At 38.9% G+C, this 26,862-nt stretch carries 23 protein-coding genes and 1 tRNA gene; 9 read left to right on the forward strand and 15 right to left on the reverse strand.

The annotated features are described in order from the left end of the window. The first annotated feature begins 8 nt into the window (after window positions 1-8). The 3 genes from H4J63_RS02950 to H4J63_RS02960 are packed head-to-tail and all read left to right on the forward strand — an operon-like array spanning window position 9 to window position 1,994. Window positions 9-737: an SDR family NAD(P)-dependent oxidoreductase gene (locus H4J63_RS02950; RefSeq protein ID WP_010554366.1), complete on the forward strand. Its 729-nt coding sequence runs from the start codon at window positions 9-11 to the stop codon at window positions 735-737. Further along, window positions 734-1,573, forward strand: coding sequence for an amidohydrolase (locus H4J63_RS02955; RefSeq protein WP_024605609.1), 840 nt, complete (start codon window positions 734-736; stop codon window positions 1,571-1,573). The genes H4J63_RS02950 and H4J63_RS02955 overlap by 4 nt, the downstream gene beginning before the upstream one ends. Before the next feature lie 49 nt (window positions 1,574-1,622). Next, window positions 1,623-1,994: a hypothetical protein gene (locus tag H4J63_RS02960; RefSeq protein WP_024595815.1), complete on the forward strand. Its 372-nt coding sequence runs from the start codon at window positions 1,623-1,625 to the stop codon at window positions 1,992-1,994. Window positions 1,995-2,087: 93 nt separating this feature from the next. Here the strand turns inward: H4J63_RS02960 and H4J63_RS02965 are convergent, their stop codons facing one another. The 4 genes from H4J63_RS02965 to H4J63_RS02980 all read right to left on the reverse strand — a co-directional run bounded on the left by H4J63_RS02965 (window position 2,088) and on the right by H4J63_RS02980 (window position 5,269). Then, window positions 2,088-3,263 carry a mandelate racemase/muconate lactonizing enzyme family protein gene (locus H4J63_RS02965; protein ID WP_024605610.1) on the reverse strand — a complete coding sequence of 392 codons (1,176 nt, stop codon included), beginning with the start codon at window positions 3,261-3,263 and terminating at the stop codon, window positions 2,088-2,090. Window positions 3,264-3,289: 26 nt separating this feature from the next. Next, complete coding sequence (locus H4J63_RS02970; RefSeq protein WP_010554363.1) at window positions 3,290-4,057, reverse strand: class II aldolase/adducin family protein; 768 nt, start codon at window positions 4,055-4,057, stop codon at window positions 3,290-3,292. A gap of 165 nt (window positions 4,058-4,222) precedes the next feature. Continuing rightward, window positions 4,223-4,546 (reverse strand): c-type cytochrome, encoded by a 324-nt coding sequence (locus tag H4J63_RS02975; protein WP_002957866.1) that lies wholly within the window; start codon window positions 4,544-4,546, stop codon window positions 4,223-4,225. Window positions 4,547-4,729: 183 nt separating this feature from the next. Continuing rightward, on the reverse strand, window positions 4,730-5,269 hold the full coding sequence (locus H4J63_RS02980) for a DUF2058 domain-containing protein (RefSeq protein WP_002957867.1): 540 nt from the start codon (window positions 5,267-5,269) through the stop codon (window positions 4,730-4,732). 198 nt (window positions 5,270-5,467) lie between these two features. Here H4J63_RS02980 and H4J63_RS02985 point away from each other — a divergent pair, with 198 nt between their 5' ends. Next, a complete protein-coding gene (locus H4J63_RS02985; protein WP_182194448.1) occupies window positions 5,468-6,616 on the forward strand; it encodes an MFS transporter in 1,149 nt (382 codons plus the stop codon). On the opposite strand, the gene H4J63_RS02990 is transcribed toward H4J63_RS02985, so the two are convergent. Together H4J63_RS02990 and H4J63_RS02995 are read right to left on the reverse strand one after the other, a co-directional pair. Beyond that, entirely contained in the window at window positions 6,583-7,083 is a 501-nt protein-coding gene (locus tag H4J63_RS02990; RefSeq protein WP_182194451.1) for a prolyl-tRNA synthetase associated domain-containing protein, read from the reverse strand. The genes H4J63_RS02985 and H4J63_RS02990 overlap by 34 nt on opposite strands. Before the next feature lies 1 nt (window position 7,084). Then, complete coding sequence (locus tag H4J63_RS02995; protein WP_024592478.1) at window positions 7,085-7,480, reverse strand: hypothetical protein; 396 nt, start codon at window positions 7,478-7,480, stop codon at window positions 7,085-7,087. Window positions 7,481-7,646: 166 nt separating this feature from the next. On the opposite strand from H4J63_RS02995, the gene H4J63_RS03000 reads away from it, so the two are divergent. The 4 genes from H4J63_RS03000 to H4J63_RS03015 all read left to right on the forward strand — a co-directional run bounded on the left by H4J63_RS03000 (window position 7,647) and on the right by H4J63_RS03015 (window position 14,649). Next, a tRNA-Ala gene (locus H4J63_RS03000) sits at window positions 7,647-7,722 on the forward strand. Window positions 7,723-7,901: 179 nt separating this feature from the next. Beyond that, on the forward strand, window positions 7,902-9,164 hold the full coding sequence (locus H4J63_RS03005) for a PotD/PotF family extracellular solute-binding protein (RefSeq protein WP_024605615.1): 1,263 nt from the start codon (window positions 7,902-7,904) through the stop codon (window positions 9,162-9,164). Beyond that, window positions 9,164-12,382 carry a response regulator gene (locus H4J63_RS03010; RefSeq protein ID WP_182194453.1) on the forward strand — a complete coding sequence of 1,073 codons (3,219 nt, stop codon included), beginning with the start codon at window positions 9,164-9,166 and terminating at the stop codon, window positions 12,380-12,382. Before H4J63_RS03005 ends, H4J63_RS03010 begins: the two co-directional genes overlap by 1 nt. Before the next feature lie 59 nt (window positions 12,383-12,441). Beyond that, entirely contained in the window at window positions 12,442-14,649 is a 2,208-nt protein-coding gene (locus H4J63_RS03015) for an EAL domain-containing protein (RefSeq protein WP_182194456.1), read from the forward strand. Between the two features lie 71 nt (window positions 14,650-14,720). On the opposite strand, the gene H4J63_RS03020 is transcribed toward H4J63_RS03015, so the two are convergent. Together H4J63_RS03020 and proB are read right to left on the reverse strand one after the other, a co-directional pair. Beyond that, complete coding sequence (locus H4J63_RS03020) at window positions 14,721-15,968, reverse strand: glutamate-5-semialdehyde dehydrogenase (protein ID WP_024600219.1); 1,248 nt, start codon at window positions 15,966-15,968, stop codon at window positions 14,721-14,723. Further along, window positions 15,965-17,071, reverse strand: a complete 1,107-nt coding sequence (gene proB, locus H4J63_RS03025; RefSeq protein ID WP_010554355.1) for a glutamate 5-kinase — start codon at window positions 17,069-17,071, stop codon at window positions 15,965-15,967. The genes H4J63_RS03020 and proB overlap by 4 nt, the downstream gene beginning before the upstream one ends. A gap of 869 nt (window positions 17,072-17,940) precedes the next feature. Between proB and H4J63_RS03030 the strand changes: the two genes are divergently transcribed. Beyond that, on the forward strand, window positions 17,941-19,788 hold the full coding sequence (locus tag H4J63_RS03030; protein WP_007586413.1) for a sodium:proton antiporter: 1,848 nt from the start codon (window positions 17,941-17,943) through the stop codon (window positions 19,786-19,788). A gap of 70 nt (window positions 19,789-19,858) precedes the next feature. Here H4J63_RS03030 and H4J63_RS03035 read toward each other — a convergent pair whose 3' ends face one another. From H4J63_RS03035 to miaA, 7 genes are all read right to left on the reverse strand, one after another. Beyond that, window positions 19,859-20,497, reverse strand: coding sequence for a tetratricopeptide repeat protein (locus H4J63_RS03035; RefSeq protein ID WP_007586412.1), 639 nt, complete (start codon window positions 20,495-20,497; stop codon window positions 19,859-19,861). A gap of 111 nt (window positions 20,498-20,608) precedes the next feature. Further along, window positions 20,609-21,922: an adenylosuccinate synthase gene (locus tag H4J63_RS03040; protein ID WP_007586409.1), complete on the reverse strand. Its 1,314-nt coding sequence runs from the start codon at window positions 21,920-21,922 to the stop codon at window positions 20,609-20,611. 214 nt (window positions 21,923-22,136) lie between these two features. After that, window positions 22,137-23,015, reverse strand: a complete 879-nt coding sequence (hflC, locus tag H4J63_RS03045) for a protease modulator HflC (RefSeq protein WP_182194459.1) — start codon at window positions 23,013-23,015, stop codon at window positions 22,137-22,139. Between the two features lie 5 nt (window positions 23,016-23,020). After that, window positions 23,021-24,190, reverse strand: coding sequence for an FtsH protease activity modulator HflK (gene hflK, locus H4J63_RS03050; RefSeq protein WP_002957881.1), 1,170 nt, complete (start codon window positions 24,188-24,190; stop codon window positions 23,021-23,023). 100 nt (window positions 24,191-24,290) lie between these two features. Further along, complete coding sequence (hflX, locus tag H4J63_RS03055; RefSeq protein ID WP_024597267.1) at window positions 24,291-25,580, reverse strand: ribosome rescue GTPase HflX; 1,290 nt, start codon at window positions 25,578-25,580, stop codon at window positions 24,291-24,293. Between the two features lie 15 nt (window positions 25,581-25,595). Continuing rightward, the gene (gene hfq, locus H4J63_RS03060; protein ID WP_024597268.1) at window positions 25,596-25,859 is read right to left on the reverse strand and encodes an RNA chaperone Hfq; all 264 of its coding nucleotides are present in this window, start codon (window positions 25,857-25,859) and stop codon (window positions 25,596-25,598) included. Window positions 25,860-25,937: 78 nt separating this feature from the next. Continuing rightward, window positions 25,938-26,855 (reverse strand): tRNA (adenosine(37)-N6)-dimethylallyltransferase MiaA, encoded by a 918-nt coding sequence (gene miaA / locus H4J63_RS03065; RefSeq protein ID WP_182194461.1) that lies wholly within the window; start codon window positions 26,853-26,855, stop codon window positions 25,938-25,940. Window positions 26,856-26,862 lie beyond the last annotated feature (7 nt).

Below are 26,862 nucleotides of genomic sequence, written 5' to 3' on the forward strand. Positions count from 1 at the left end.
AAGTAAGTATGTCTAAAGTTGCAGTCGTTACAGGTGGTACAAAAGGTATTGGCTTAGCCGTAGTAAAGCGTTTGCTAAACAATGGCTATGAAGTACATAACCTTGATATAGAGCTGAGCGAAATCGGTATATTTCATCAGTGTGATGTAAGTGATGTATCGGCGGTACAAAGCTGTATCAACGCTATCTGTGAACAAAGCAAACGTATTGATGTACTTGTTTCTAATGCTGGAAAACACTTAAGCGCAAATATAGAAAGCACCGACGAGCAAACTCTCGATGCACTTTTTGCGCTTAATGTTAAAGGCGCTTATGCCGCAATACAAAGCGTATTGCCAAGCATGAAAGCGCAAAATGGCGGCGCTATTATATTAGTCGCTTCCGATCAGGCAATTATAGGTAAGCAAAACTCTTTTGCGTATAACCTAACAAAACATGCCCTTGCCTCAATGGCTAAAACAACAGCGCTTGATTACGCAGGTTTTAATATTAGAGCAAATGCGGTATGCCCTGGCACAATAGAAACCCCGCTATTTCATAACGCGATAGATGCGTACTGCGCAAAAAGTGGCGCAAACAAAGCTGAAATAGTTGCCGAGGAAGCAAGTCTGCAACCGCTTAACCGATTAGGTCAAGCCGACGAAGTTGCTGCTCTTGTGAGCTTTTTAGCAAGCGACGATGCCAGCTTTATTACTGGTAGCTTACAAAGTATTGATGGCGGCTATACAGCCCAATGAGCATGCAAATTATTGACCCTCATGTGCATTTTTTTAATCTTGCCGAGGGGCAATATACTTGGCTACAAGGCGAAAACCCACCAGCATGGCCTAACCTAGAAAAAATTAAACAACCAATAAGTGCAGAGCAACTTGTTAAAAGTACTGATTTTGAACTTGCGGGTATTGTGCACATTGAGGCTGGGTTTGATAATCAATCACCTATAAACGAGTTAAACTGGCTAAGCTCGCATTTAAAAAACCTTTCATTCAAGGCTATTAGTTACAACCAAATTGATGCGCCCGCAGAGCAATTTAATCACGCGCTAAATGCACTGGCTCATTCAAGCCTTTGTGGTATAAGAGATATAACCGAAGAAGATGATGCAGTGAGACTAAAAAGCCCTCATTGTATTAATAACCTTAATTTATTGGCTACAAATAAACTGCATTTTGAAGCTCAATTTGATATTGAAAATAGCGAAATAACCAAACAAATAGCTTACTACGCTAAGCAGCTACCGCAGCTTCAGATTATAATTAATCATGCAGGACTGCCAAGTAATTTAAATGACTGGCAACAAGGTGCTGAGTTACTTGCTCAGCACGACAACATAGCAATTAAATTCTCTGGTTTTGAATTACTACAACTTACCAGTGAGCAACAAGCAGCGTGTTTTAATATTCTTTTTAATCACTTTGGCCAGCAGCGTATTATGTTTGCAAGCAACTTTCCTGTGTGCCAAATAAATACAAGCTACAACACTCTATGGCACTGCCATAAGGCGTTATGCTCAAACGATAAGACATGGCATAACCTTAGCTATGCAAACGCTAAGCACTACTACCAAGTTTAAGTAAAACTAGTTATATTAAACTCTCTTTTTATAATAATACGGCCAATTTATGAAAATGTACTTTTTACTAATCGTTGTATTTTCTGCGTTTTTTCTCAATGGCTGCATATCTCAAAATCCAGATCCGACACCTAAGCTGCAACATGCTCTACTGGCAAAGCCAAATAAAACAGCCGTTAGCAAAGCAATTAAAACACTTGTACATATACAAGAAACTCAATTAGCTGAGAATGTATTTACTACCAGCAGCACAGTAACCCTTAGCAATGTGGATGGTAATAATATTATCGACACGCAAAGTCGCAATACACCCGATCAGTTTGAATTGATGATTAAAGGCAAGCAATGCTATATACGCCACCTTGATAGTAAAGCCACTATTGAGCTTAAAGACGTAGAATGTAGAATTAACGAGTTATAACAAGCTAAAACTTTACCAAAAAAGTAAAAGCCGGTAAGTGACTAATCACTTACCGGCTTTTTAATGCATGACCTAAGTTAGGTTAAAAGACTATTATTTTATTTCTACGCGTTGAGAACGCATAACAATCTCATCATTTAATTCAATACCCAACCCTGGCTCTTCTGACACTTCAAAGAAACCATTTTTAGGTTGTGGGTCTTGTAAACATAACTCGCGGTTCCACTTTTTAATCGCATAAGTGTGGTGCTCATGAATCAAAAAGTTAGGGATAGCCGTTTCTAAGTGCAGTGATGCTGCTGTTGCAACAGGCCCGCCACATACGTGAGCTTGAATACGCACATCAAAGATATCTGCGTAATCACATACTTTTTTAGTTTCGGTAAAGCCACCACATAAACCAATATCAGGTTGCAGAACATCAATACTTTGCTCTTCTAAGTACGGGCGCACACCCCAGCGATTATACAAACGTTCACCACCAGCAATTGGCACATTAACTTTATCTGCTACTTTTGCATGCAATGAATGGTTTAGGTAGTTAACTGGCTCTTCAAAGTACATACAGTCAAATTCTTCTGCAATTTCACCCAACTGAATGGCTGTTGTCACGCCAGGTAAACTGTGGCATTCAAAAATAATATCCACTTCGTCGCCTACTGCTTCGCGAATGGCTTGCATACGTGCACGGTATAGCTTCATTTCAGTGCGTGAGATTATTTTTGTACGGTCGTAATAAGTATTGCCGTCTTTATCGTACTGAATTGGATCTACTTTTACTGCATCGTAACCTTCGGCCATCGCCTTTAAAGCCGCTTCTGCATATTCTTGCGGCTGTACTAGCGCTTTAAATTCGCTATCCCAGTCAAACTGTAATTGCGATGCGTACGTACGTAGTTTGTCGTTAACTTTACCGCCTAACAATTGATATACAGGTAAACCAAGCGCTTTACCTTTTATATCCCAAAGTGCGGTATCAATTGCGCTCATTGCAGCATATACAACAGGTCCGCCGCCTAAACCCCAAAAGCTTTCACGTAACATACGTGACCATAGTTTTTCTGTTTGAAATGGGTCGTGGCCTATTAAAAAGGCGTCGGCCATTTCCTTAATCATAGCCGCTGCAGCACTGTGACCTAAATCGTATGCAAGGCCCGCTTCGCCAACACCACTAATACCTTCGTCAGTATGAATACGTACAAACACAGGTGTCCAAGAAGGTCTATCAGGACAGTGAATATCAAATACTTCAACGCGATTTACTTTCATTAAAATTCCTTATTAACCGCTATGGGTTATTTTGCAAAACTAGGGTCAAGTCGATACGCTTTACGTAACATCGCAGGCCACGCAAGTTGCCCGCCGGTGCTGCCACTGTGTACTACGTTTGCTTGATTATAAATATTGTCGATTATAGGTTGCGGTACTTCAATCACCTCTTGCGAGCTTGATTGTAGCGCTAGTTGAATTTCACACGCTCGCTGTAAATCATAAAAGCGCATAAACGCATCGCCTACCGTTGGGCCTACTGTTAAGCCACCGTGATTTACCAATAACATATGGTTAGTGCTGCCCAAATCATCTTGCAGCACTTTTCGCTCGTCGTCGTTTACTGCAAGCCCTTCGTAGCCATGATAAGAAAGCGATGGCAGTGAAAACATTGAATATTGGCTAAGCGGTAATAAACCATTTTTTTGTGTAGCGACTGCGATTGTTTCTTTGGTATGAAGGTGAATAACACAATGAGCGTCTTCGCGTACCTCGTGAATCGCACTGTGAATAGTAAATCCAGCTGGATTAATACTAAATGGCGTATCGTCAATAATGTTGCCGTCTAAGTCGACCTTTACTAAATTAGAGGCAGTTACTTCATCAAAGGTTAAACCAAACGCATTCACTAAGTAGTGGTCGGTGCCAGGCAAACGTGCTGATAAATGCGTATAGATTAAATCCCCCCAACGAAAGTGCTCTACCAGTCTATAACACGCGGCTAAATCAACACGAAGTTGCCACTCTTGTGCTGATACTTTATTTTTTAAATCGAGTTGGGGTAAATCAAACATAATGAGCCTTTTAAAAACGTACATTATTAACCTGTACGAACAGATGTTTAGAAGTCTAAAGCAGTCTCTATTTTATAGCAAACACCAAACAAAACAGCCACACTATTGTGTGGCTGTTTGTAAAACTAAAATACCAATTGCATTAAAATGGTATAACTGCGTAAATTATTTTACGTTAGCTAGGTAATCTGCAATTGCTTCAAACTCTTCATCAGTTACCGTTGCAACCATTGCTTTCATTGCCATGGTCATACCGTTATTACGTGCACCTGACTTAATATCTTTCATTTGCGCTACTAAGTAGTCTTTGTTTTGACCGTTTAGTTTAGGGTACATACCCATAATTGGTGCTTTACCTTCAGCGCCATGACAAGTTTGACAATTCTTAGCGGTATAAAGTGCAGCGCCATCGGCAGCTGCTGCATTAAACGAGAAGCTTGCGGCTAAAGTAATACCCGCGCCTAATAGTAGTGTTTTCATCTTGCTCATTGTATTTACTCTTCTTTTTTGACGGTTAGAAAAACTGTTCTATTGATTGTAGTAAACAATCAAATAAAAAGCATACGTACGAAACGACGCTAGACGATCAACTTAACCAAAAACCGCTAACTCGTTTCTATCTCACTTTTATATACTTTAGCAAATAAAAATGAGCTTACCCTTAATAACTTATTACCACACTATATCATCTGGTACTTCAAAGTCTGCGTATGGGTCATCTTCATCTTTTGGTTTGTTTTCTGGCTCTACATGAAAAACAATATACTTTTCGTCAACTTCAGCCACTTTGCGTGCTGGTTCGTCGTCTAGTACGTAAAATTGCCCTTCTAGTACACAAATAGCTAAACGACCGCCCGATAACGCTTTTTGCGTTTTCTCGTTCACGTCGATATTTTTTACTTTGTTTTGATAAGTAAAATTAAATGTGCGCTCACCACGAATAGCGTCTTGGTTGTGGTGCTCTAAAATTTGTTTAACACGCGCTTCTTGTTCGCGCTGCTTTAAGCTCACTTGGCGTGTTTGGTTAAGCTCTTCAGCTTTTTTTTGCTGCTCTAGCTTGGTTTGTTGAATATGCTTTTGCAGATCACTTGGGTTGCTAGTAGCCCCTTTCTTTTGCTTTTTTTGTTGCTTACGCTTTTCTGATTTAGCAACTTTAGCATTATGCGATGTTGTTAATCCTGCTTGAAGCAATTGGTCTTGTAATGAACCCATGACTTTGTTCCACTAAAAACTAATATTATCGCTATTTTAATCACCAACGAGTTCAAATAACAGCGCTATCGACATTAATCTAGCAAACTAGTTAAAACAAACCATGATATAGCGCAATGACTATGGTTTTAATTATCAATTAAAAGCAATTTTTAATACAATACCAGACAACCAATCAGCAAATGCACAAGCCATATAATGCGTTTACCTCATCTACTCGTTTGCTCGGTATTTATATTTTTTGTGCTTTATGCACCGCAACCCCTACTTAGCCTTTTTGCGAGCGAATTTAATGTAGCACCTGCGGTAGCTGGCAGCTTAATGACTGCAACTATGCTGCCCTTAGCTATTGCCCCGCTCGTTTATGGTTTATTTTTAGCAAAAATAAATCCACTACTTATATTACGTATTGCAATGATGCTTTTAGGCCTTAGCTGCTTACTTTTTGTTTATGTACCTAACTTTGAGCTTTTATTATTAGTCAGATTTTTACAAGGTTTAACGCTCCCCGCAGCTTTAACAGCAATGACTAGCTATATAGGCATGAGTTATAGCGCTGATACACTTCAAAAAAATATGACCCTATATATTGGTAGCAGTATAGTTGGTGGTTACTTTGGACGTGTGCTTGCCGCTTTGTTTAGCGACTTATGGAATTGGCAGAGCTTTTATTACGTAATTGCTTTTATGCTTATTTGCTTAGCTTTAACAATCAAACATTCTCAATTTTCGAACCCAGCAACAAAGTCTCAGCTTTCACCACTGGACTACATTAAACAGCTTAAAGAAGGCGCTATACTTAAAATTTACGGTGCCGTTTTTTGTATGTTTTTTTGCTTTGCTGCACTACTTAATTACTTACCGTTTATATTGCAAAATACGTTTTTAATTACCAATACTCGTGACATAGGTTTAGTTTACAGTGGTTATTTAATTGGTGCCCTCGCCTCTATTGCTGCACCTTGGTTACTTAAAAAAGTCCCTTCGCCTTGGCATTTATTAACTGCGGTATTTAGTTTTTATAGTGTGAGTATTATTTTATTAATGAGCCATCAGCTTAGCTTATTTTTAATCGCATTTACTTTGTTTTGTGGTGCTATGTTTGTGATTCATTCAACTGCCGCACCGCTCGTTAATAAAATCAGTAAAGCCCCACCAAGTGTAACCAATGGCGGATATGTATCGTTTTATTACAGTGGTGGCGCATTGGGGTCGTTATTACCCGGTGTGGTATACCAACATCATGGGCAAACAGCGTTTATGTTTACGCTGCTTGCAGTTTGCTTATGTGGTTTATCGTTAATTATGTGGGCTTATTTTGAGGGTAAAAATACAACGCGCGGTTGATGCTTTGTGTAATTAAAAAATGTTTCTAAATCAGCTTTACTAAGCAACCATGTTTGGGTGTTTTCAAACGGATGACAATGAAACAAATCACCGTGCCAAATATCTTGGTCAACCCATAAGCTCACTTCGTTTTGCTTATCATTTAAAAGAGCCAACATAGATACATACCCAGGAGCCACTTTTAAATATTTAGCTAGCCGCTCACTCGATGCAAACCCTAAGCGTGAAAGCCCTTGTTGCTTTGATAGTGCCTTTAAGTCGAGTTGCTTATTGTGCGCTGTAATAACTAAAAAGTGTCGCTTGCCTTCGTTATCGCGTAAAAATAGGTTTTTAAGACGAGTACCTGGGCGCTCAATCATAAACTCATCAGCCGCTAAGCTAGTATGTAGCGGCGGATGTTCTATTGCATCGTAAGCAATATCTAGGTGCGCTAAAAGCTCTGCTAACTTCGTTTTATCAGCCAACATATTACAAGCAACGCCCTCTTAGCTGTACACTCAGATCTCGCCATAAAACATCATTAACTTCATGTTTGTTATCGCAGTATTTACGCTCTTTTAGCTCTTGATTTAATAATTCAACTGCTTGGTCTTCTAGCTGCAACTTCAGAATGCTCGATTCTTCAAAATGCTCTTTCTCTATATACTGCTTAACCTCACCACGGCTTGGTCTATTGTTAGGACCACGGTCTAGGTTAAAGTTTTCACGATGCTTAGCTTTTACCGAAACAACATAAGCAAAAAGCTTATTGCCTTGCTCATCTTGCTTTTCGTGAAACTGTTTATTATTTATTTCAAAAGGCGGCTCGTCATTCGAGGCACAGCCAGCGAGTAAAACCATAAGCGCTAGAACACATTTTTTCATTGTTTTTTATCGTTTTAGTTTTGAATTAAGCCGAGTCTAACAAAAATTGACGTAAACAGTGAAAATTTACGAAAAAATACTTGACCAATTTTATAAAAAAACTTAAAGTTCGTCCCGCTTGGAACTCAGCAGTCAAGCAGTTACATTATATGTAACTTAGGAATGTGGGGCTATAGCTCAGCTGGGAGAGCGCCTGCCTTGCACGCAGGAGGTCAGCAGTTCGATCCTGCTTAGCTCCACCACTTTCCTACTCCTTTTCAAATTCGCTCTACTCTTCTATTTTTCCATTGTTTTTATTGTTTTTTGACACCCTACTATTCTAATTTTTCATTCTATATAATTTTAAATTTATCCATTCAACTTGTGTCTTTACAAGTTCTTAGCTATACATAATGTCACACATTAGTACTTTAGGCTTAACATGGACAACCCTAAGCGTTCAACGCTAAAAAAGCTAGCTGCAATAGGTTTAACAGCTGGTGCAATAACACATGCGCCTTATGTTTTTGCCCGAAAAAAAGTCACATTAAGAGTACTTGGTACGCATGTAACACTCCAAGAGGCTATTCGCAAGCAAGCGATGAGTGACTTGGGTATTAATATAGAATTTACTCCCGCAGGCAGCGCTGCTGTTTTGCAAAAGGCATCAATGGACCCTAGCTCCTTTGATTTATACGAACAATGGTCAAACAGCATTAATGTGCTTTGGGATGCAGGTTCTATACAGCCAATAGAAAAAAAACGACTCACCTACTTTAACGAGATAAATCCACTAACTAAAACGGGAAAACTAACCGAAACTGCAAGTATTGGTGCAGGTGATGCTCCCTATAAATTATTAAATGTTCAACCCGATGGCACATTAAGCGCTCAAGAAAGCGATCATATTAGCTTTTTGCCTTATGTGCATAATGTTGACTCTTTTGGTTACAACACCGACTTTATTAAGCCCGGTATAGCATACGAAACAGAAAGCTGGAGTTGGCTGCTTGATGACGAGAACCGAGGTAAAGTAGCCATTGTAAATGCGCCTACCATTGGATTATTTGACCTAGCCCTAGCAGCACAAAGCAAAGGGCTTATAAAGTTTAACGATATAGGTGCAATGACCCGCCCAGAACTTGATAGATTGTTTAGTATATTACTCGACTTTAAACGCCAAGGTCATTTTAGTGGCTATTGGAACTCGGTCCCTGAATCGATTGAGTTTATGAAAAGTAAGCGTGCCCATATAGAAAGTATGTTTTCGCCTGCCGTCTCTGCGTTAAACAGTCAAAATATTAATGTTCGTTTTGCCGCGCCAAAAGAAGGCTACCGAGGATGGCATGGTGTTATGTGTTTATCGTCACAAACACAAAGTAGCGTAAAAGATGCAGCTTACGACTATATGAATTGGTGGCTTTCAGGCTGGCCTGGTGCATTTATTGCTCGCCAAGGTTATTACATTAGTAACCCACAACGCTCTAAACTACTTCTATCTCAGGCCGAATGGGATTACTGGTACGGTGGAAAAGCAACAAACATAGATTTATTAAATACAAATGGCGACGTAGCAGTAAAAGCGGGTAAGCAACGCAACGGCGGTAGTTACCATAAACGCTTTAGCAATGTAGCAGTATGGAACACCGTTATGCCAACCTATGACTACAGTCTACAAAAATGGTATGAGTTGATTAGCCGATAATGATAATAAATTCAATTAAATCAAAAATAATATTAGCTTTGTGTCCGCTGATTGGATTACTTCTTTTACAAAGCTATTTGTTTAACTATTCGCAAACGACCTTACTAAACTTGCAAAAGTCGCAGCGTAACGCGCTTATTCAAAGTGAAGCTGTAACTAACTTAGAAAACGATATTATTTCCCTGCAAGGGCATGCAGTTTCATTTATTGACAATGCAAATGAAAATACGATTACCAAATTTAATTTTTACTTAAATAAGGCAAATCTAAATCTCGAGCAGCTAAAAACAAACACTCAAAACCAGACCCCTGAGTATCAAAACTCACTAATACGCCTTGGCGAGTATTTAAATAATTACCAAGATACATTTGGCCAAGTTGTCGTAAACAGACAAAAACGCGAACACCTTTACATTACTCAGTTCAAACAACCTATTGATGACTTACAAGTAACAATTAGTGATTTAGAAGGGTCTTCAAACAATGATAATAAAGTTATTTTTAACGATGTTTTACTCACAATAAGTAATTTAAAACATGCAATTATAAGCTACCTCTATAAACCTAATTTTGATGAAGCACAAAATGTAAAACAAAACTTAAATCACTTACATAAAAAACTAACGAGCACCTCTGTAATAAATGAATCCCTCTCCAATAAAACAACAAGCTTAAACCAAGCTTATAACCAACTTGTATTACTCACCCGTAGCTACACTTTTTCTGTAAATGTAGTGCTTACAGGCATAGAAAACGAATTGCTGTATTTAACTAATGAAATTAAAAACATAGAAAAAAATAAACTAATCAAAACAGAAGAGCTACTAAGTAGCCACTTAACAAAAAATACAGAACAGGCAAATATATTTGCCGTTTTAATTATGTTAATCATTTTATTTTTAAGCTATTTTATTTTTAGATCGGTTATAAAACCAATTACTCAGCTCACTTTATTACTTAAAGATATGAATAGCGAAAAGCCAGTAACTATTTCAAATAACAGCCAAAATCAAACTGAAATAGCATCGGTAATAAAAGCAGCTAACGCTTTATATTTAAAAAATAAGCAAACCAAAGAGCTACTCAATGAAACCCGCGTATTAAATTCCCAAATGGAAGCAATGAATGCCGACCTGACGAGTGCCATGGAGCAAACCGATAAAGCCAATAAAACAAAAATAGATTTTGTAGCCAATATGAGTCATGAACTTCGCACCCCAATGAATGGCATATTAGGTATGTTGCAACTTTTACAAAGCAGCGAGCTTCCCTCAAGGCAAAAACACTACGCAGATAAAGCTTTTTCAAGTGCTCAAAATTTATTGCAGATTTTAAACAATATTCTGGATTTTTCTAAGCTAGAATCGGAAAAAGTTCAGTTAGAGCAAATCCCTTTTACCTTACATACTATAGTTTCTAACGTTCAAAATTTATTCTCAACAAATGCCAAGCAAAAAGGTTTGTTATTAAACTTTACTTTACACGTTGATGCAGGGCTTGAACTTATTGGCGACCCAATGCACTTAAGCCAAATAATAAATAACTGTGTAGGTAACGCAATTAAGTTTACTGAGCATGGTGAAATATCATTAATTATAGAAGCGACATCTCAACACGAAAAAACAATAAACCTTCGCTTTAGTATAAAAGACACGGGTATTGGGATGACTGAAGAGCAATCAAAAATTATATTCCAGTCTTTCTCGCAAGGTGATTCAAGCACAACAAGAAAGTATGGTGGGACCGGTTTAGGACTCACTATAAGCAAACAATTAACTAAATTGCTGGGCGGAGATATACAAGTAAGAAGCACGATTAATCAAGGTAGCGAGTTTTTCTTTACTCTACCCTTTACTTTATCTGAGCAACAAAAGCTTAAAAAACACGCCTTATTAATTAGCCCTGATAATGAGCAAATTAAAAAATTAATGGACTTACTAAGTGATATAAATATAACGACAGAAACAACACAAGAACCATTAAGAGCCATTGCAAAAATGTCTCAGCCTAGTAGCCCATTTAGTATTGTAATAATGTCGATAGAAAAAAAAGAGCTCAACGATAACTTTATTTTACAACAACTGTACGCTCAAAATAAAAATACGAATGAAAAATTGACGCTTATTTTATTGATTACTGATGAAGAGTCTCCTGAGCCAATTGCAAAAAATGAAAATATAGACATTATAAATATTGGTAATAAAAATAGTGAAGTAGAAATTTTAAGAGCACTCTCACCAAATAATTTTAAAGAAAAGCAATTAAAGCCTCACCCTAAATTCTCGGGTTTTAATGCATTAGTTGTTGACGACAATAAAATTAATCAAGAAATAGCCTCCGCCCTTTTAGCAAGATTAGATATGACCGTGATCATTGCTGACAATGGACGTGACGCATTAGATAAAATAGAGACAAATGACATCGATATTATTTTTATGGATGTTCAAATGCCAGTTATGGACGGACTAGAAGCAACAAGCATATTAAGAGAGCGAGGCTACAAAACTCCTATAATTGCTATTACGGCAGCCGCAGACCCTAATGATAAAAAAGCAGCATTTAGAGCCGGTATGGATGACTTTTTAGTAAAACCAATTATTTTTGATGCTCTTTTCGAAAGTATAGAAAAACACCTACAAAGTAACAAACCATTAAATACAATTAATCTGCAGCTGGCAAAAGAAAACCTAGAAAATAATGACGTATTATTAACTAAATTATTTACTCAGTTTGTCAACGATTACAATGACTTTTCGACTAAAGCTGATATATTAATTAAAAATGGAGAGTTAGAAAGCTTAATTCGACTAGTACATACACTTAAGGGCCTTGCCGGCACATTAGGTTTGGAGCTACTGCAACAAAGCGCGCAAAGTGTTGAGAAAAGCTTAATAAATGAGAAAAGTATTAACTTATCTCACTTTAATGAACAATTAACACTTACACTTTTTGCCGTAAAACAATTCTTGGTAGCTGATAGCTTTAAAAAAGAACATATACAGCGACATGAACTAGAAAACGAAGACTCGGTTATCGATAAAATATACTCATTAGCATTAACGGCTCGCCCCGTACCTAGCAGTTTGGTTAGACAGCTAGAAATGAATCAATATGATAGAAGCCACTCTCTATTTAAGCTCAAAGAAGCAATTGATCATTTTAACTACGCATTAGTAATAGAGTTGATTGATAAATATAGAAACGATAATAAAAATTAGGCATAACCACTAACCTGAACTAGATTTAACATAGCAAAGAACGCAAAGAAGGATAGATAGTGCATTCAAATTATCTCGCAAACAGTAAGGGATTAACTACAGAGAAAAAGCATAAACCTTTAATTCTTATTGTTGATGACGAACCTAGTAATTTACACGTATTAGTTGAAGGACTTTTAACTGACTACGACGTACGTATTTCAACTAGCGGTGAACAAGCATTAGTATTTGTTGAGTCAACTCGCCCTGACTTGATTTTATTAGATATAATGATGCCGGGCATGGACGGCTACGAAGTATGTAATATACTCAAAGCGAAACAAAATACTAAAGGCATCCCCGTCATATTTGTAACTGCGCTTACCGAAGAAGAGTCTGAAGAAAAAGGCTTTGCAATGGGCGCAATTGACTACATACACAAACCTTACAAGCTAGCGCTCGTTAGAGCACGTATCCGTACCCATATTACCGCACAGGGCATGCTTGATAGGCTTATAGAAAAAAACTTTGACCTACACGATAAGCTACTTGAAATAGAGTCACTGGCGAAAGAACTAAGCCAGCGTGAAGAAGAATTAAAAGAGCTCTCTTCAAAACAAAAGTTATTTTATCAAGCCCTAACGGGAACCGCTGATGGTGTTGTTATTGCCGATAGTAATGGCAAAATTATAGCCGTAAACCCTTCATTTTGCCGTATAACCGGTTACTGTGAATCTGACTCCCTGCAAATGCAGTTGCACGACATTAAACAAAATAACCACCCTAGTATTAGCTTTGATCAAGTATGGGAGCATGCGAATCAAGCTGGATATTGGAGTGGAGAACTTGTAACCAGACGCAAAAATGGCGAGCTTTACCCTGAGCTACTGACTCTAAGTATGGTTAAAGGCGATCAAGATACTAATGTGCATTATATTGGTGTGTTTAGTGACATTTCGAGCGTTAAAGTAACACAAGAAAGAATTCACTACCTCACATGGCATGATGAGCTTACAGGTTTGCCAAACCGAAATGGCTTTTTAAAACAGTTAGAGCAGCAACTTCAGGTTTGTAGTACCGAAAATAGTTATGCCTATATTTATATTATTGACATAGACAGCTTCCACTCAATAAATGATGGATTAGGCCTACTTGCTGGCGATAACATTTTAAAAGAATTAACTAAACGAATTCATTCTAAGGTGAGTAAAAAAGATGTTATTGCTCGCTTAGGCAGTGATGAATTTGCAGTACTGTGTACAGTTGAAAAAGGCGTTGGCAGAGTTAGAGCCCAAGCTATGGCAGAAAATAAAGCTCAAGAGCTGCTTATAAGTGTAAACCATCCTTTTAAGGTAGGTGAGCAAGACGTTAGCTTAACGGTAAGTATTGGCACGTATATTTTTCCTCGAGAAGATCAGTGGGAAAGCGCTATTGAAACTATTCGTAACTGTGAGGCAGCTTGTTACAAGGCAAAAGAGAAAGGCGGTAATAGAGTTACCTTTTTTGATACTTCGTTTGGCGAGCAAGCAAAACGTCGTTTTGAAATAGAGCAAGATTTACGCAAAGCTATCTCAAATAATGAGCTATCCCTATATTTACAATCCCAATTTGATCGAAGCCAAACCCTTAAAGGAGCTGAGGTTTTATTAAGATGGGAGCATCCCCAAAAAGGCTTTATTAGCCCAGGTGAGTTTATATCTATAGCCGAAGAATCAGATATAATTTATGACTTAGATTGCTGGGTAACTTCAAATGCACTTGAAGTATTAACGCAACTTAGTAAAACTCACCCTGAGTTAAATTTATCGATTAATATAAGCGGCAGGCACTTTCATGAAGCTCGTTTTTTAAGCTTTATTAGCCAACAAATAAAGCAACATAGCATTAATCCTCAGCAACTCACTATTGAGATAATTGAAGGGACATTGCTTAATCATATGGAAGCGGCTATTGAGGCTGTTCATTGTCTCAAGAAGCTAGGTATTAGGGTATCTATTGATGACTTTGGTACTGGGTATTCGAGTTTAACTTATCTAAAACAATTACCCATACAGGAGCTAAAAATTGACCGCTCTTTTGTATTGGAAGCACCGACTGATAATAACGATAAGTTAATTATTGATATGATTGTAAGCTTAGGCCGTTTATTCGAGTTAGAGATTGTAGCTGAAGGCGTAGAGAACCAATCCCACTTTGGTTTATTGCAGGAATATCCAGAAGTTATTCTTCAAGGCTACTATTTACATAGACCTGAACCTGCAAGCGATTGGCTTGATAAATTAAAATAACCGTTACGTAATTTACAAACTAAAAAGCCGAGCATGAATATGCTCGGCTTTTTATAAACCTAAGTTTGCAGTTACTCGCGAACTTGGCCTACTCCATTAACTAAATACTTTTCTGTGGTCAGTGATTCAAGACCCATCGGACCGTACGCATGAAGCTTAGAGGTTGCTATACCAATCTCTGCACCTAAACCCAGTTGTGAGCCATCAGAAAAGCGAGATGATGTGTTAACCATTACTACAGAAGCGTCAACACTACGCTGGAATAACTCTGCAGCAGCTGCGTTCTTAGTACAAATCACTTCAGTATGGTTGGAACCAAACTGAGCGATATGATCCACAGCAGCGCTGAAAGTTGGCACCACACGAATAGCAATTTCAAGGTCTAGGTATTCTTCACCAAATTCGTTATCGGCTAACACAGTTGCATTATCAAAATATTTAGCTGCAAAGCTGTCGGCATTTATTTTTACACCTTCTTGGCGTAATACAACTGCGCAAAGATTTAAAAACTCATCTGCAACATCTTGATGAACTACTAAGCCCTCAAGTGCATTACAAACACCCGTACGTTGCGTTTTACCGTTAAGTAGTAAGTTAAGCGCAATTTCAAGATCAGCATCTTTATCTACATATAGATGACAAACGCCTTTGTAATGCTGAATTACTGGGATCGTACTGTTTTCGGTAACAAAGTTAATTAAGCCTTCACCGCCACGTGGAATTATTAAATCAATGCTTTCACGTTGCTGCATCAATTCCATTAATAGTGCACGGTCTGGATCTGGGATCACTGAAATAAGTGATACTGGTAAGTTATGCTTTTCAAGTACGCTGTGCATTACACTTGCGATAGCTTGCGAACTTTTAAGTGCTTCTTTACCGCCACGTAAAATAACGCCATTACCTGATTTAAAACACAATGCGCCAGCGTCTGCTGTTACATTTGGGCGTGCTTCATAAATCATACACACAACGCCAAGAGGTACGCGCATTTTACGAATTTTAATGCCATTTGGACGCTCTGTGATATCACGTAGCTGACCAACAGGATCATCTAGGCTTACTATTACTTCAATGCCTTCTGCCATTGCTTCAATGCGCTCATCGTTTAACGTTAAGCGGTCTATCATTGAGGCTGCTAAGTTATTGTCGCGTGCTGCGCTTAGGTCACTCTCGTTTTCTTTAATTATAAATGCTTTTTGCTCTCTTAGTGCCGCTGCCATTTCAACTAGTACTTGATTTTTAGTCTCGGTGTCGAGTAAAGCAAGTGTATGGGCAGCTTTAGCTGTCTGGCGTGAAATGTCCGTAATTAAGCTCATGACTTCTCCAATAATGCGATATGTTTTTCAGATATAACTGGTCCAATTGAATCCTGCATTTTTTCGCTGAATTCACTCTGTTCGTTGTCTGCAATAAAGTTTAACAAACAGCTACTATAATTTGCGGTCGCTTTAGCTAAACGCGTACCGTCTTCACTACGTACTAAAATGGTATCACCAACAGCAAATTCACCATGGACTTCCATGATTTCATCACCGCGAATACATCCACTTTCACCTTCAAGGGATTCATCAAATGATCCATCAACAACAACTTCACCTTGCTCATTTGCTGTGTGTGTCATCCAATGTACAGAATCTTGCATCGGTTTTTCGTACGGTAAAAATACGCTACCAGGATTTTCCCCAGCTAGCAGTTTCGTAAATGTTTCTTCTTTAAAGCCGTTTATAATATAAGTCGCGATACCATGTGACGTTGCTTTTTCTGCCGCTTCTATTTTGGTTTTCATGCCACCAGTACCAACAGCACTTGTAGCACATCCTGCCATAGCATAAATAGATTCATCAATTGATTTTATTTCAGGCAGTAACACCGCATCATCATGTAAGTTAGGGTTTTTATCATATAACCCATCAACGTCTGAGAATATTAATAAAGCATCGGCATCGGCTGCTGCTGCGACCATTGCTGATAAGTTGTCGTTATCACCCACTCTTAAGTCGTCGGTAGTTACAGCATCATTTTCATTAATGATAGGAAAAACACCATGCTCAAGCAAAGTAAACACTGTTTCGCGAATACTTTGGTAACGCTCGCGGTCACGTAAATCGCCGTGCGTTAATAATAGTTGCGCAGATGGAAAGTCAAAAAAGCGGTCCCACATGGCGATCATTTCTGTTTGGCCTGCCGCTGCCATTGCTTTTTTCATCACCACGGAGCGAGGTTTGTCTGATGGGAATAAATGCGCTCCAGCCGCTACAGAACCCGATGATACTAAAATCACCTCGATTCCACGGGCACGACAACGAACAATGAACTGTGCGATGGTTAATATGTAACGCGAACGGCAGCCATCTTGATCTGGTGCAATTAATGCACTACCTACTTTAAGTACGATACGTCGCCAATTTAACTTTTGCATAAATGCTCAACTTTCCATTTTATCTGCGCTCATCTTAATTAGACGAGCTAAAACTAAGTAGCTAGGTTTAAAACATAGCTTCGAATTTTTCTTTTCATTTAGGCAACACTTTTTTACACACACGCAAAAACCATATCTAAAACAAGAAGCTTAGATTTGAGGTTAAGTAAAAGTAGCAACAACCCAATAATATTGAGCAGCACTAATCAAAAAATTTAAAAGTGTTGTTTATGCATCGCTGTAAAAAGCTGTGTGTGGCTTTTTTATTAACAACATACATAGAGCCTCTAAAGTCTGATACACCAACAGATAGGGTGAAGACCAAAGGACCGAGATTTAACCGCCACGATGGGGGCTAAATATTGAAAGTAATAGTTCAACTCAAACCTTTATTTACTTAAATAATTAAATAAACTTGTTTGGCAAAACCATACCAAGAATTCGGCAAATGATATTTTGTAATGCTCTAATACTAGAAACATCACTAACACATGATTATAAAGATTAAAAATGACGTTAAGATTAACAAGCCTGTTTTATCTTCAATAAACTTCGTTAGATGACTAATTATTAGAACACGAAGTATAATACACCAAATACCCCTTTAAAATCAAGGTTAAAATTCGAACTAAGTTAATACGAAACACTCATATCCTTTATATTGTTATTAAAATTCAATAAATTAAACAATTAATACACTTCAAAATAAGGTGGCTAAGTTCTCGCTAAATAATTTAAGCCTACTAATCTTTTATAAGCAGCTAAAATTGATTAGTAATATTTCAGTTTCCGGTGTATACCCCTGTATTAATAATTAACAAAAGTTATACTTTCTAAACATATCGTCATAAATAAGGAATTCTTAATCTATGTCAGCAATTTACATAGCCGGTATCGCACTTTGCTCTGTGCTTGCCCAATGGGTCGCGTGGGCTTTTAGAGTACCCGCTATTCTTTTTTTATTGCTTACTGGTCTTTTACTTGGACCATTTAGTGGTGTTTTAGACCCTGATGCATTGTTAGGTGATTTACTGTTTCCAGTAGTATCACTAAGCGTTGCCATCATTTTATTTGAAGGTTCCTTAACTCTGCATTTCAGAGAATTAAAAGGGATAGGAAAAGTTGTAAGGAATCTCTGCTCAATCGGTATGCTTACTACCTGCATTATTATTAGCTTAAGCGCCTACTGGTTGCTTGAGCTCAATTGGCGTGTTGCTGCGGTACTAGGCGCAGTACTCGTTGTTACTGGCCCTACCGTTATAGCACCGCTATTAAACTCAATGCGTCCAACACAAGACATAGACCGCATACTTCGCTGGGAAGGTATTGTAATAGACCCAATTGGCGCATTATTTGCTGTATTGGTATTTGAAGCTGTAATGCTTGTAGGCCAAGGCGAAGTATTTAGTCATACTATTATTGCTTTAGTTAAAACCCTGGGTGTTGGTTTAAGTATTGGTGTTGCTGCAGGTTGGCTAACAACCCTATTAATGCGTCGCGAGTGGCTGCCATTTGAATTACATAAGTTTGGAATTTTAGCACTAGTCCTTATTAGTTTTTCTGTATCAAACTATTTAAGCCATGAATCAGGCTTATTAGCAGTAACTGTATTTGGTATTTGGCTTGCTAACCAAGACGATTTAGAAATAGATTCTGTACTTGAGTTTAAAGAAGACTTGTCGATGATATTAATATCAACGCTGTTTATTTTACTTGCAGCACGTTTACAGCTTTCTGATTTGATGATGCTCGACAGCGATGTATTTATATTTTTAGCTATTGTGCTTTTTGTTGCACGCCCACTGTGTATTGCTATTTCGACCTTTGGTACTGACTTACCAATGAAGTCTCGCTTGGTACTTGCCTGGATTGCTCCACGCGGTATAGTTGCCGCAGCCGTTGGGTCGGTATTTGCACTAAGTATGATGGAAGCTGGCGTTGCTGATGCTGAAAAAATGGTGCCACTTATATTTACGGTGATCATCATTACGGTTGTGCTGCAAAGCTTAACAGCCATCCCTGTTGCCAAGCTATTAGGTGTACGCCAACCATCGCCAAACACAATATTAATTATTGGTGCAAACCATGTATCGCGTGCAATTGGACGTGGCTTACAAGAGCAGAATATTCCGGTTCACCTTTCAGATCCTGCATGGGAAAACTGCAGAATGGCACGTATGGATGGCTTAGCTTGTTATTATGGTAACCCGCAATCAGAGCATGCTGAACGCTACTTACCTCTAACAACTATTCGCAGTGTCTTAGCGCTATCGCCAAACCGTCATCATAATGCGCTAGGCGTTCAATACTTTTCGCATTTACTTAATGAAAAAAATGTATTTTCGCTTCGCTCATCAACGTCGCATGCTAAAGCAAATAAAGACAGTGCAACGTTTTTATCTAGACAAATACTGTTTGGCGACGAAGGCTCATACGCACGTTTGAGCAGTATTATAGCTAAAGGCGGTAAGGTTAGTTCAACACGTATCTCGGATGAGTTTAGCTGGGAGCAATACCTAGAAATGAACCCTGAGGCTATCCCTTTGTTTATTCTTAAAGGTGATAAAGACAGCGACGACGATACGCCAATTAAGCTAAGACCATTTACAATTAACATGGAAAAACCGCCGCAAGAAGGCGAGCGTGTTGTTGCATTACAGCCGCCTAAAATGTCGGTCTTAAAAGACCCGCAAACAAAGGCTAAAGAAGAAAGTTAAACACTTTTACAGGTAGTAAAAACTCAAAAACCCTAACTTAAAAAGTTAGGGTTTTGTTTTTTAAGAGCCATTAAATAGGAAGACGAGCTCGCGCAACCACACTATCTGGCATTTTTTGCGCTAACTTAGTCAACGCTCGCTCAATTTTTTTATGAGTCGCTTTATCTGCCACCATAGAATTAAATAGCCAGCGGTATGCATCTTCAAAATCACGCGGGCTGCCATAGCCATCATTAAATAATTTAACCAAACGTAGTTGTGCTTTTAAATTGCCTTGCGACGACGCTTCACGCAAATACGTAATTGCCATTGCTTTATCTTGCTGAACTAAACGCCCGGTGTCGTAGTAACGCCCTAACTGCTCTAGCGCTGCCGCTAAGCCTTGCTCAGCCGCTTTTCGCATGTAATACACACCTAACTCTACATTACGATCCACGCACACGTTATAAGCCAGCATATCGCCGTATAAAAATTGATAAGACGGCAATGCCATTTTATTGGCTCGTGCTTCTATATCTTGCACTAACTGGCAATCATCTGCCTTCACCCGCGCTAAATGCGTATTTTTATTTATTAACGCAATTAGCTCAGATTCTGTATACAGCGGTACAGCAGCAGGGCTTTCTGTAGCTAAGCTGTTGGTTGCTATAAATAAAGACAGCGGAATTAATGAAAGCCTTAATACGCAATTACGGTAAAATAAACGCATGCTCACCACTTATAAAAATAAACTTATTAAAATATATACAAAGATCGTTCCAAGGTGAATTTTAGATACAAAAAAAGCTGCACTAGGCAGCTTTTTTTAATCTAATGGTAATTACGCAAACGGGTTGCGAAGTACCATAGTTTCCACGCGGTCTGGACCTGTAGAAATAATATCAATTGGAACACCCGTAATTTCTTCAATACGCTTGATGTAGTCAATCGCAGCTTTTGGTAAACCGTCAAGACTCGTTACACCAACAGTGTTTTCTGACCAACCTGGCATTTCTTCGTATACTGGCGTTACTTTATCGTAACCTTCAGCTGCTAATGGTGTTACGTTAGTAACTGTGCCATCTTCAAGCTTGTAACCAATACAGATTTTAAGCGTTTCTAAGCCATCTAAAACATCAAGCTTAGTTAAACAAAAACCTGAAATACTGTTGATTTGAACCGCACGGCGCATAGCCACTGCATCTAACCAACCAGTACGACGAAGTCGACCTGTTGTAGCGCCAAACTCATGGCCTTTATCACCTAAGTGCTTACCAACTGGATCTTGTTTCTCAAGACCGTCGTAAAGCTCTGTAGGGAAAGGACCTGAACCAACACGTGTAGTGTACGCTTTAATAATACCTAAAACGTAATCAAGGTTTAATGGACCAAAACCTGCACCAGTAGCAACGCCACCAGCTGTAGTATTTGAAGATGTTACATAAGGGTAAGTACCGTGATCGATATCAAGTAACGTACCTTGTGCACCTTCAAATAAAATGTTTTCGCCTGCTAAACGCGTTTGATCTAAAAGCTCAGTTACATCTACAACCATTGCTTTTAAGATATCTGCAACAGCCATTGCATCATCAAACGTTTTTTGAAAATCTACAGCATCTACTTTGTAGTAGTTAACTAAAGTGAAGTTATGGTACTCAAGAACTTCTTTTAATTTAGCTGCAAAAACTTCAGGATTAAATAAATCACCTACGCGTAAACCACGGCGCGCCACTTTATCTTCGTACGCAGGACCGATACCACGGCCAGTTGTACCAATTGGCTTATCGCCACGAGCAGTTTCGCGGGCTACATCTAATGCAACATGGAAAGGCAAGATTAGTGGACATGCTTCACTTATTAAAAGACGCTCGCGTACTGGTACGCCACGTTCTTCTAGCATGCCAATTTCTCTCATTAGCGCTTCTGGTGATAAAACTACACCATTACCAATCACACATTTAACATTGTCACGTAATACACCCGATGGAATAAGGTGTAGAACCGTCTTTTCACCTTCGATAACTAAAGTATGACCCGCATTGTGGCCACCTTGATAACGAACTACTAAAGATGCTTTGTCTGTAAGGAGATCAACTACCTTACCCTTTCCTTCGTCACCCCATTGGGTGCCTAATACAACAACGTTTTTACCCATCGTAAATTCACTTAGAGAAAATTAGGACGAGATTTTACCAGAAAACTAAAGTAAAGATCACCCCTGTTCAGCTTATTTTTTCTGCGCGTAACTGTTCTACCGAAATATCAGCTAATAACCACATAAATAACAGTGATTTATGATTACAAATAGCATTTAACAAAAAGCCCCGCAAATGCGAGGCTTTTTAACTTTTAAATAATTAACGTAAAGTCTATTGAGCTTTAGCGCCTTTCATATATTGGAAGAAGTCGCTATCTGGTGAAAGCACCATAACATCTTGCTTATCTTTAAAAGTCTTTTTGTAAGCTTCCAGCGAACGTACAAAACTAAAGAACTCAGGGTCTTTGTTGTACGCATTAGCATAAATGCCTGCAGCATCAGCATCGCCTTGACCACGTACAGAACGCGCATTACGCTCCGCGTCAGCAAGCATTACTGTTACACGACGGTCAACACCCGCACGAATGGTCTCAGCTTTTTCCTGACCTTCAGAACGGTGCTCTTTTGCAACAGCAGTACGCTCAGCGCGCATACGTTGGTAAATAGAGCTACTTACTTCTTGTGGTAGGTTAATTTGCTTAACACGTACGTCTAGTACTTCAATACCAAGCTCACGCGCACTTTCAGAAGCTTGTACTAACGCTTCTTCCATCAATTCGCTACGCTCACCCGATACAATTTCGCGAATTGTACGTGTACCAAAGTTTGTACGAAGACCATTATTTACTTTTTGTTTAAGTAGCGTTTCAGCATATTGCTTATCGCCACGGGCACGTAAGTAAAAAGCGCTAAAGTCATTAACACGCCATTTTACAAACGAATCAACAATTAAGTCTTTTTTCTCACTAGTAACAAAGCGGTCCGGCGCACCATCTAGCGTTTGAATACGTGCATCAATACGACGTACTTGGCTAAAAAATGGAACTTTAAATTGTAGGCCTGGGCCATATACAATCGCTTGATCGTCGCTGTCTTTTTGTACTTTACTGAATAACATTACAATTGCTTTTTGCCCTTCAGGTACAACAAATACCGATGAGAAAGACATAACAATGGCAGCTAATAGTATTACTAAACTAAAGTTTTTCATTATGATTATCTCCCATCATTGAAGCGGTCGTTGTTAAAGCGGTCATTGCCACTATTAACAGAGCTATTGCGCGACGTATTAACTTTATTACGTAAGTCTTGAATATCACTTGAACTTGGAAGTGCAACACGTGTTGCTGTCCCTTGCTTGTCCATGATTTTATCAAGAGGTAAATACATCATGTTATTGCCGCCTTTAACATCAACCAATATTTTAGAACTACTCCCTAACACTTCTTCCATTGCATCAATGTATAAGCGCTCACGAGTAACTTCTTTAGCTGCTTGATATTCAGGTAAAAGCTTTTCAAAGCGAGCTACCTCACCTTGTGCTTCTAATGTAATACGCTCTTGATAACCTTCCGCTTCTTGAGTCATACGCGTTACTTGACCACGAGCACGCGGTTCAATTTCACGAGCATATGCTTCTGCTTCACGGATGAAACGTTCTTCATCTTCTTGTGCAGCAATTGCATCATCAAATGCATCTTTAACTTCAGTTGGTGGACGAGAGTCTTTAAAGTTCACGTCAGTAACAATTAAACCTAAGTTATATGGTTCGATAATCTTATTAAGCTCATCCCATGTATTTTGACGAACAACCTCACGGCCATTAGTTAATACTTGGTCCATTTTTGCATGGCCCACAACATAACGCAGTGCACTGTCTAGCGCTTCTTCTAAGCTACTATCAGCGTTAGTTACGCTAAATTCATAAAGGTATGGGTCAATAACACGGTATTGCACCTGAAACTCAACGCTCACTACGTTTTCGTCTTCAGTAAGCATAAAACCAGAAGCCGATAATGAACGAACTGCTTCAATATCTACTGGGATTACCGTTTCGATGAAAGTCATTTTCCAACGCAAACCAGGATCAGCAATTCGGTCATATTTACCAAATTGTAGAACCACACCACGCTCGGCTTCTTTAACCGTATAAATACCACTTAACGCCCATACAATAACGGCGATAATAAGTATGAATGAAATACCGGCTCCGCCAAGTCCACCGCCGCTACCATTGCCGGATTTTTTCCCGCCAAATAAGCCGCTGAACTTGTTACTAAACTTGCGGAACACCTCGTCTAAATCAGGTGGGCCTTGATCACGTCCGCCTTTATTATTCCACGGATCTTTGTCATTGCCATTATTACCCGGTTCATTCCAGGCCATAGCTATACTCCATTGTTATCTAAATAAATTAGGAAATTGGGTTAAATCTAACAAATCTACCGCGTTTCTCATACAAAAACCGACATTAAAACGTCAATTTTTAATTACGGTTGATAAAACCAGCAATTTCAGGACCAAATTCTTTAATTAAACGATTCCACTCAACCATTGGCATTCTAACATCTAACAGCCAATTACCTTGCTCATCAAATTGCTCTTCATGCACTGCATTTAAGCTGAACAATGCAGCTCTTAAGCGACCATACAATGGCGTAAGAAATAATGTTTCGTTAAACATCTTCTTAGCTAGTAACTCACTGATAGCCTCGCTAAGTAATTCACACCCTTCACCAGTCTGAGCGCTAAGCCATACTCTTATAGGTTGGCCTTCGTCGTCTCGATCAATACGTGGGCTTACGTTATCCAGCGCATCAATTTTATTATAAATTAATAGCTGTGGTACTTCGTCGGCCTCAATTTCTTTAAGCACCGATTGTACTTGTTCAATATTTTCTTGCAGACGTGAGTCTGCTGCATCAATTACATGTAACTGCAAATCAGCTTCGCGAGTTTCAGTAAGCGTTGCTTTAAAAGCAGCAACTAAGTCATGTGGTAGGTGACGAATAAAGCCCACTGTATCAGCTAAGATAACAGGGCCAACATCACCTAACTCAAGCTTACGTAGAGTCGGGTCAAGCGTGGCAAACAACTGATCGGCCGCGTATACATCTGAATTTGTAATTCGATTAAATAATGTAGATTTACCCGCATTGGTATAACCAACTAATGAAACTGTAGGTATTTCGTTGCGAGTACGAGCTCGCCTACCTTGTTCACGTTGCACTGCAACTTTAGCTAAACGTGCACGAATATTTTGAATACGGGCACGAAGTAATCTTCTGTCAGTTTCAAGTTGAGTTTCACCAGGACCACGTAAACCAATCCCGCCTTTTTGACGTTCAAGGTGAGTCCAGCCTCGAATTAATCGAGTCGACATATGGCGAAGTTGAGCCAATTCAACTTGCAGCTTACCCTCGTGGGTACGTGCGCGTTGGGCAAAAATATCAAGAATTAGCGTCGTTCTATCAAGCACACGACATTGACAAACGCGCTCTAAATTACGCTCTTGTGATGGCCTGAGTTGATGATTAAAAATTACGACATCTGCTTTGTGGATTTTGACAATCTCAGCTATTTCTTCTGCTTTACCGGTACCGACGAATAGTTTCGGATGTGGTGCTTGACGGCTGCCTTGCACAACCGCCAAACTACTAACACCAGCAGAAGATACCAACATTTCTAATTCGTGAAGATCTTCACGATCTCCTTCTTTAGGCAAGTCGATATGAACTAAAATTGCCTGTTCGCCGGATTCATAGCGGTCAAACAAACATTATGCTCCTAATTAAAAGTTTCCAGCTTCTGCCTCTTCAGTGTCTTCACTCCCTTGAACTGCTTGGAAGTTAACTGCGCGAGCAGGGACAACTGTAGAAATTGCATGCTTATAAACCATTTGATTTACGGTGTTCTCTAGTAAAATAACAAATTGGTCAAATGACTGAATTTTGCCTTGTAATTTTATGCCATTTACCAAAAAGATTGATACTGGAATGCGCTCACGTCGTAGTGCATTCAAAAATGGGTCTTGTAACGATTGGCCTTTTGCCATGTTATTGTTCCTTCGTTCTAGGTGTTATTATAATTAAGTGGCTGAACTTATTTGATAAAAAACAATATTCAACTACTACTAGCTTAGCGAACTTACTACACGATGCAAGTTTTCTTCGTCGCCTGTTGTTAACCAAGTAACATCAGGCCAACTACGAAGCCACGTTAACTGCCGTTTTGCCAGCTGACGTGTTGCTGCGATGCCACGAAAAACCATTTCATCATGGTTTGTTTCACCCGCAAGGTAATCCCACATTTGTCTATAACCAACACAACGAATAGAAGGCATATTGGGGTGTAAATCCTTACGTAGATATAGGGTCGAAACTTCATTTTCAAACCCCTGATCAATCATTATTTTAAACCTTTCTTCAATTCGGCGGTGTAATTCACTGCGTTCTTGCGGTGCAATTGCAAATTGATGAAAAGTATAAGGTAAAGACGGCTGTTTTTGCATTTGCAACTCAGTCATGGTCTTACCAGTTAACCTGTAAACCTCTAAAGCTCGATTAATTCTTTGTGAATCATTTTCACTTATTTTTTCGGCTGCTTTTGGGTCAACTTTAACTAATTCTTTATATAAATGAGGCCAGCCAAATTCTTTAGCTTGCGCTTCTAGCTCTGCTCTTATCTCTGTATCTGCTTCAGGTAAAGGCGATAAACCATCAATTAAAGATTTGAAGTACAGCATTGTACCTCCAACCAATACAGGTACTTTACCTTGTCTGTGAAATTCGTCAATTTTTTGCACTGCATCGCGCCTAAAATCTGCAACTGAATACGTTTCACTCGGGTCAAGTAGATCAATTAAATGATGCGGAGCTTTGGCTAATTCTTCGGCATCAGGTTTTGCTGTACCAATGTCCATACCTTTATACACTAGCGCTGAATCTACGCTGATTATTTCTGTATTTAAATGCTCGCACAGCGAGATTGCCAATGCTGTTTTACCTGCTGCAGTTGGACCCATTAAAAATATAACTGGTAAATTACTCAACACTGAT

Source organism: Pseudoalteromonas sp. 5Ae-yellow, from assembly GCF_014077565.1.
Taxonomy (GTDB): domain Bacteria; phylum Pseudomonadota; class Gammaproteobacteria; order Enterobacterales; family Alteromonadaceae; genus Pseudoalteromonas.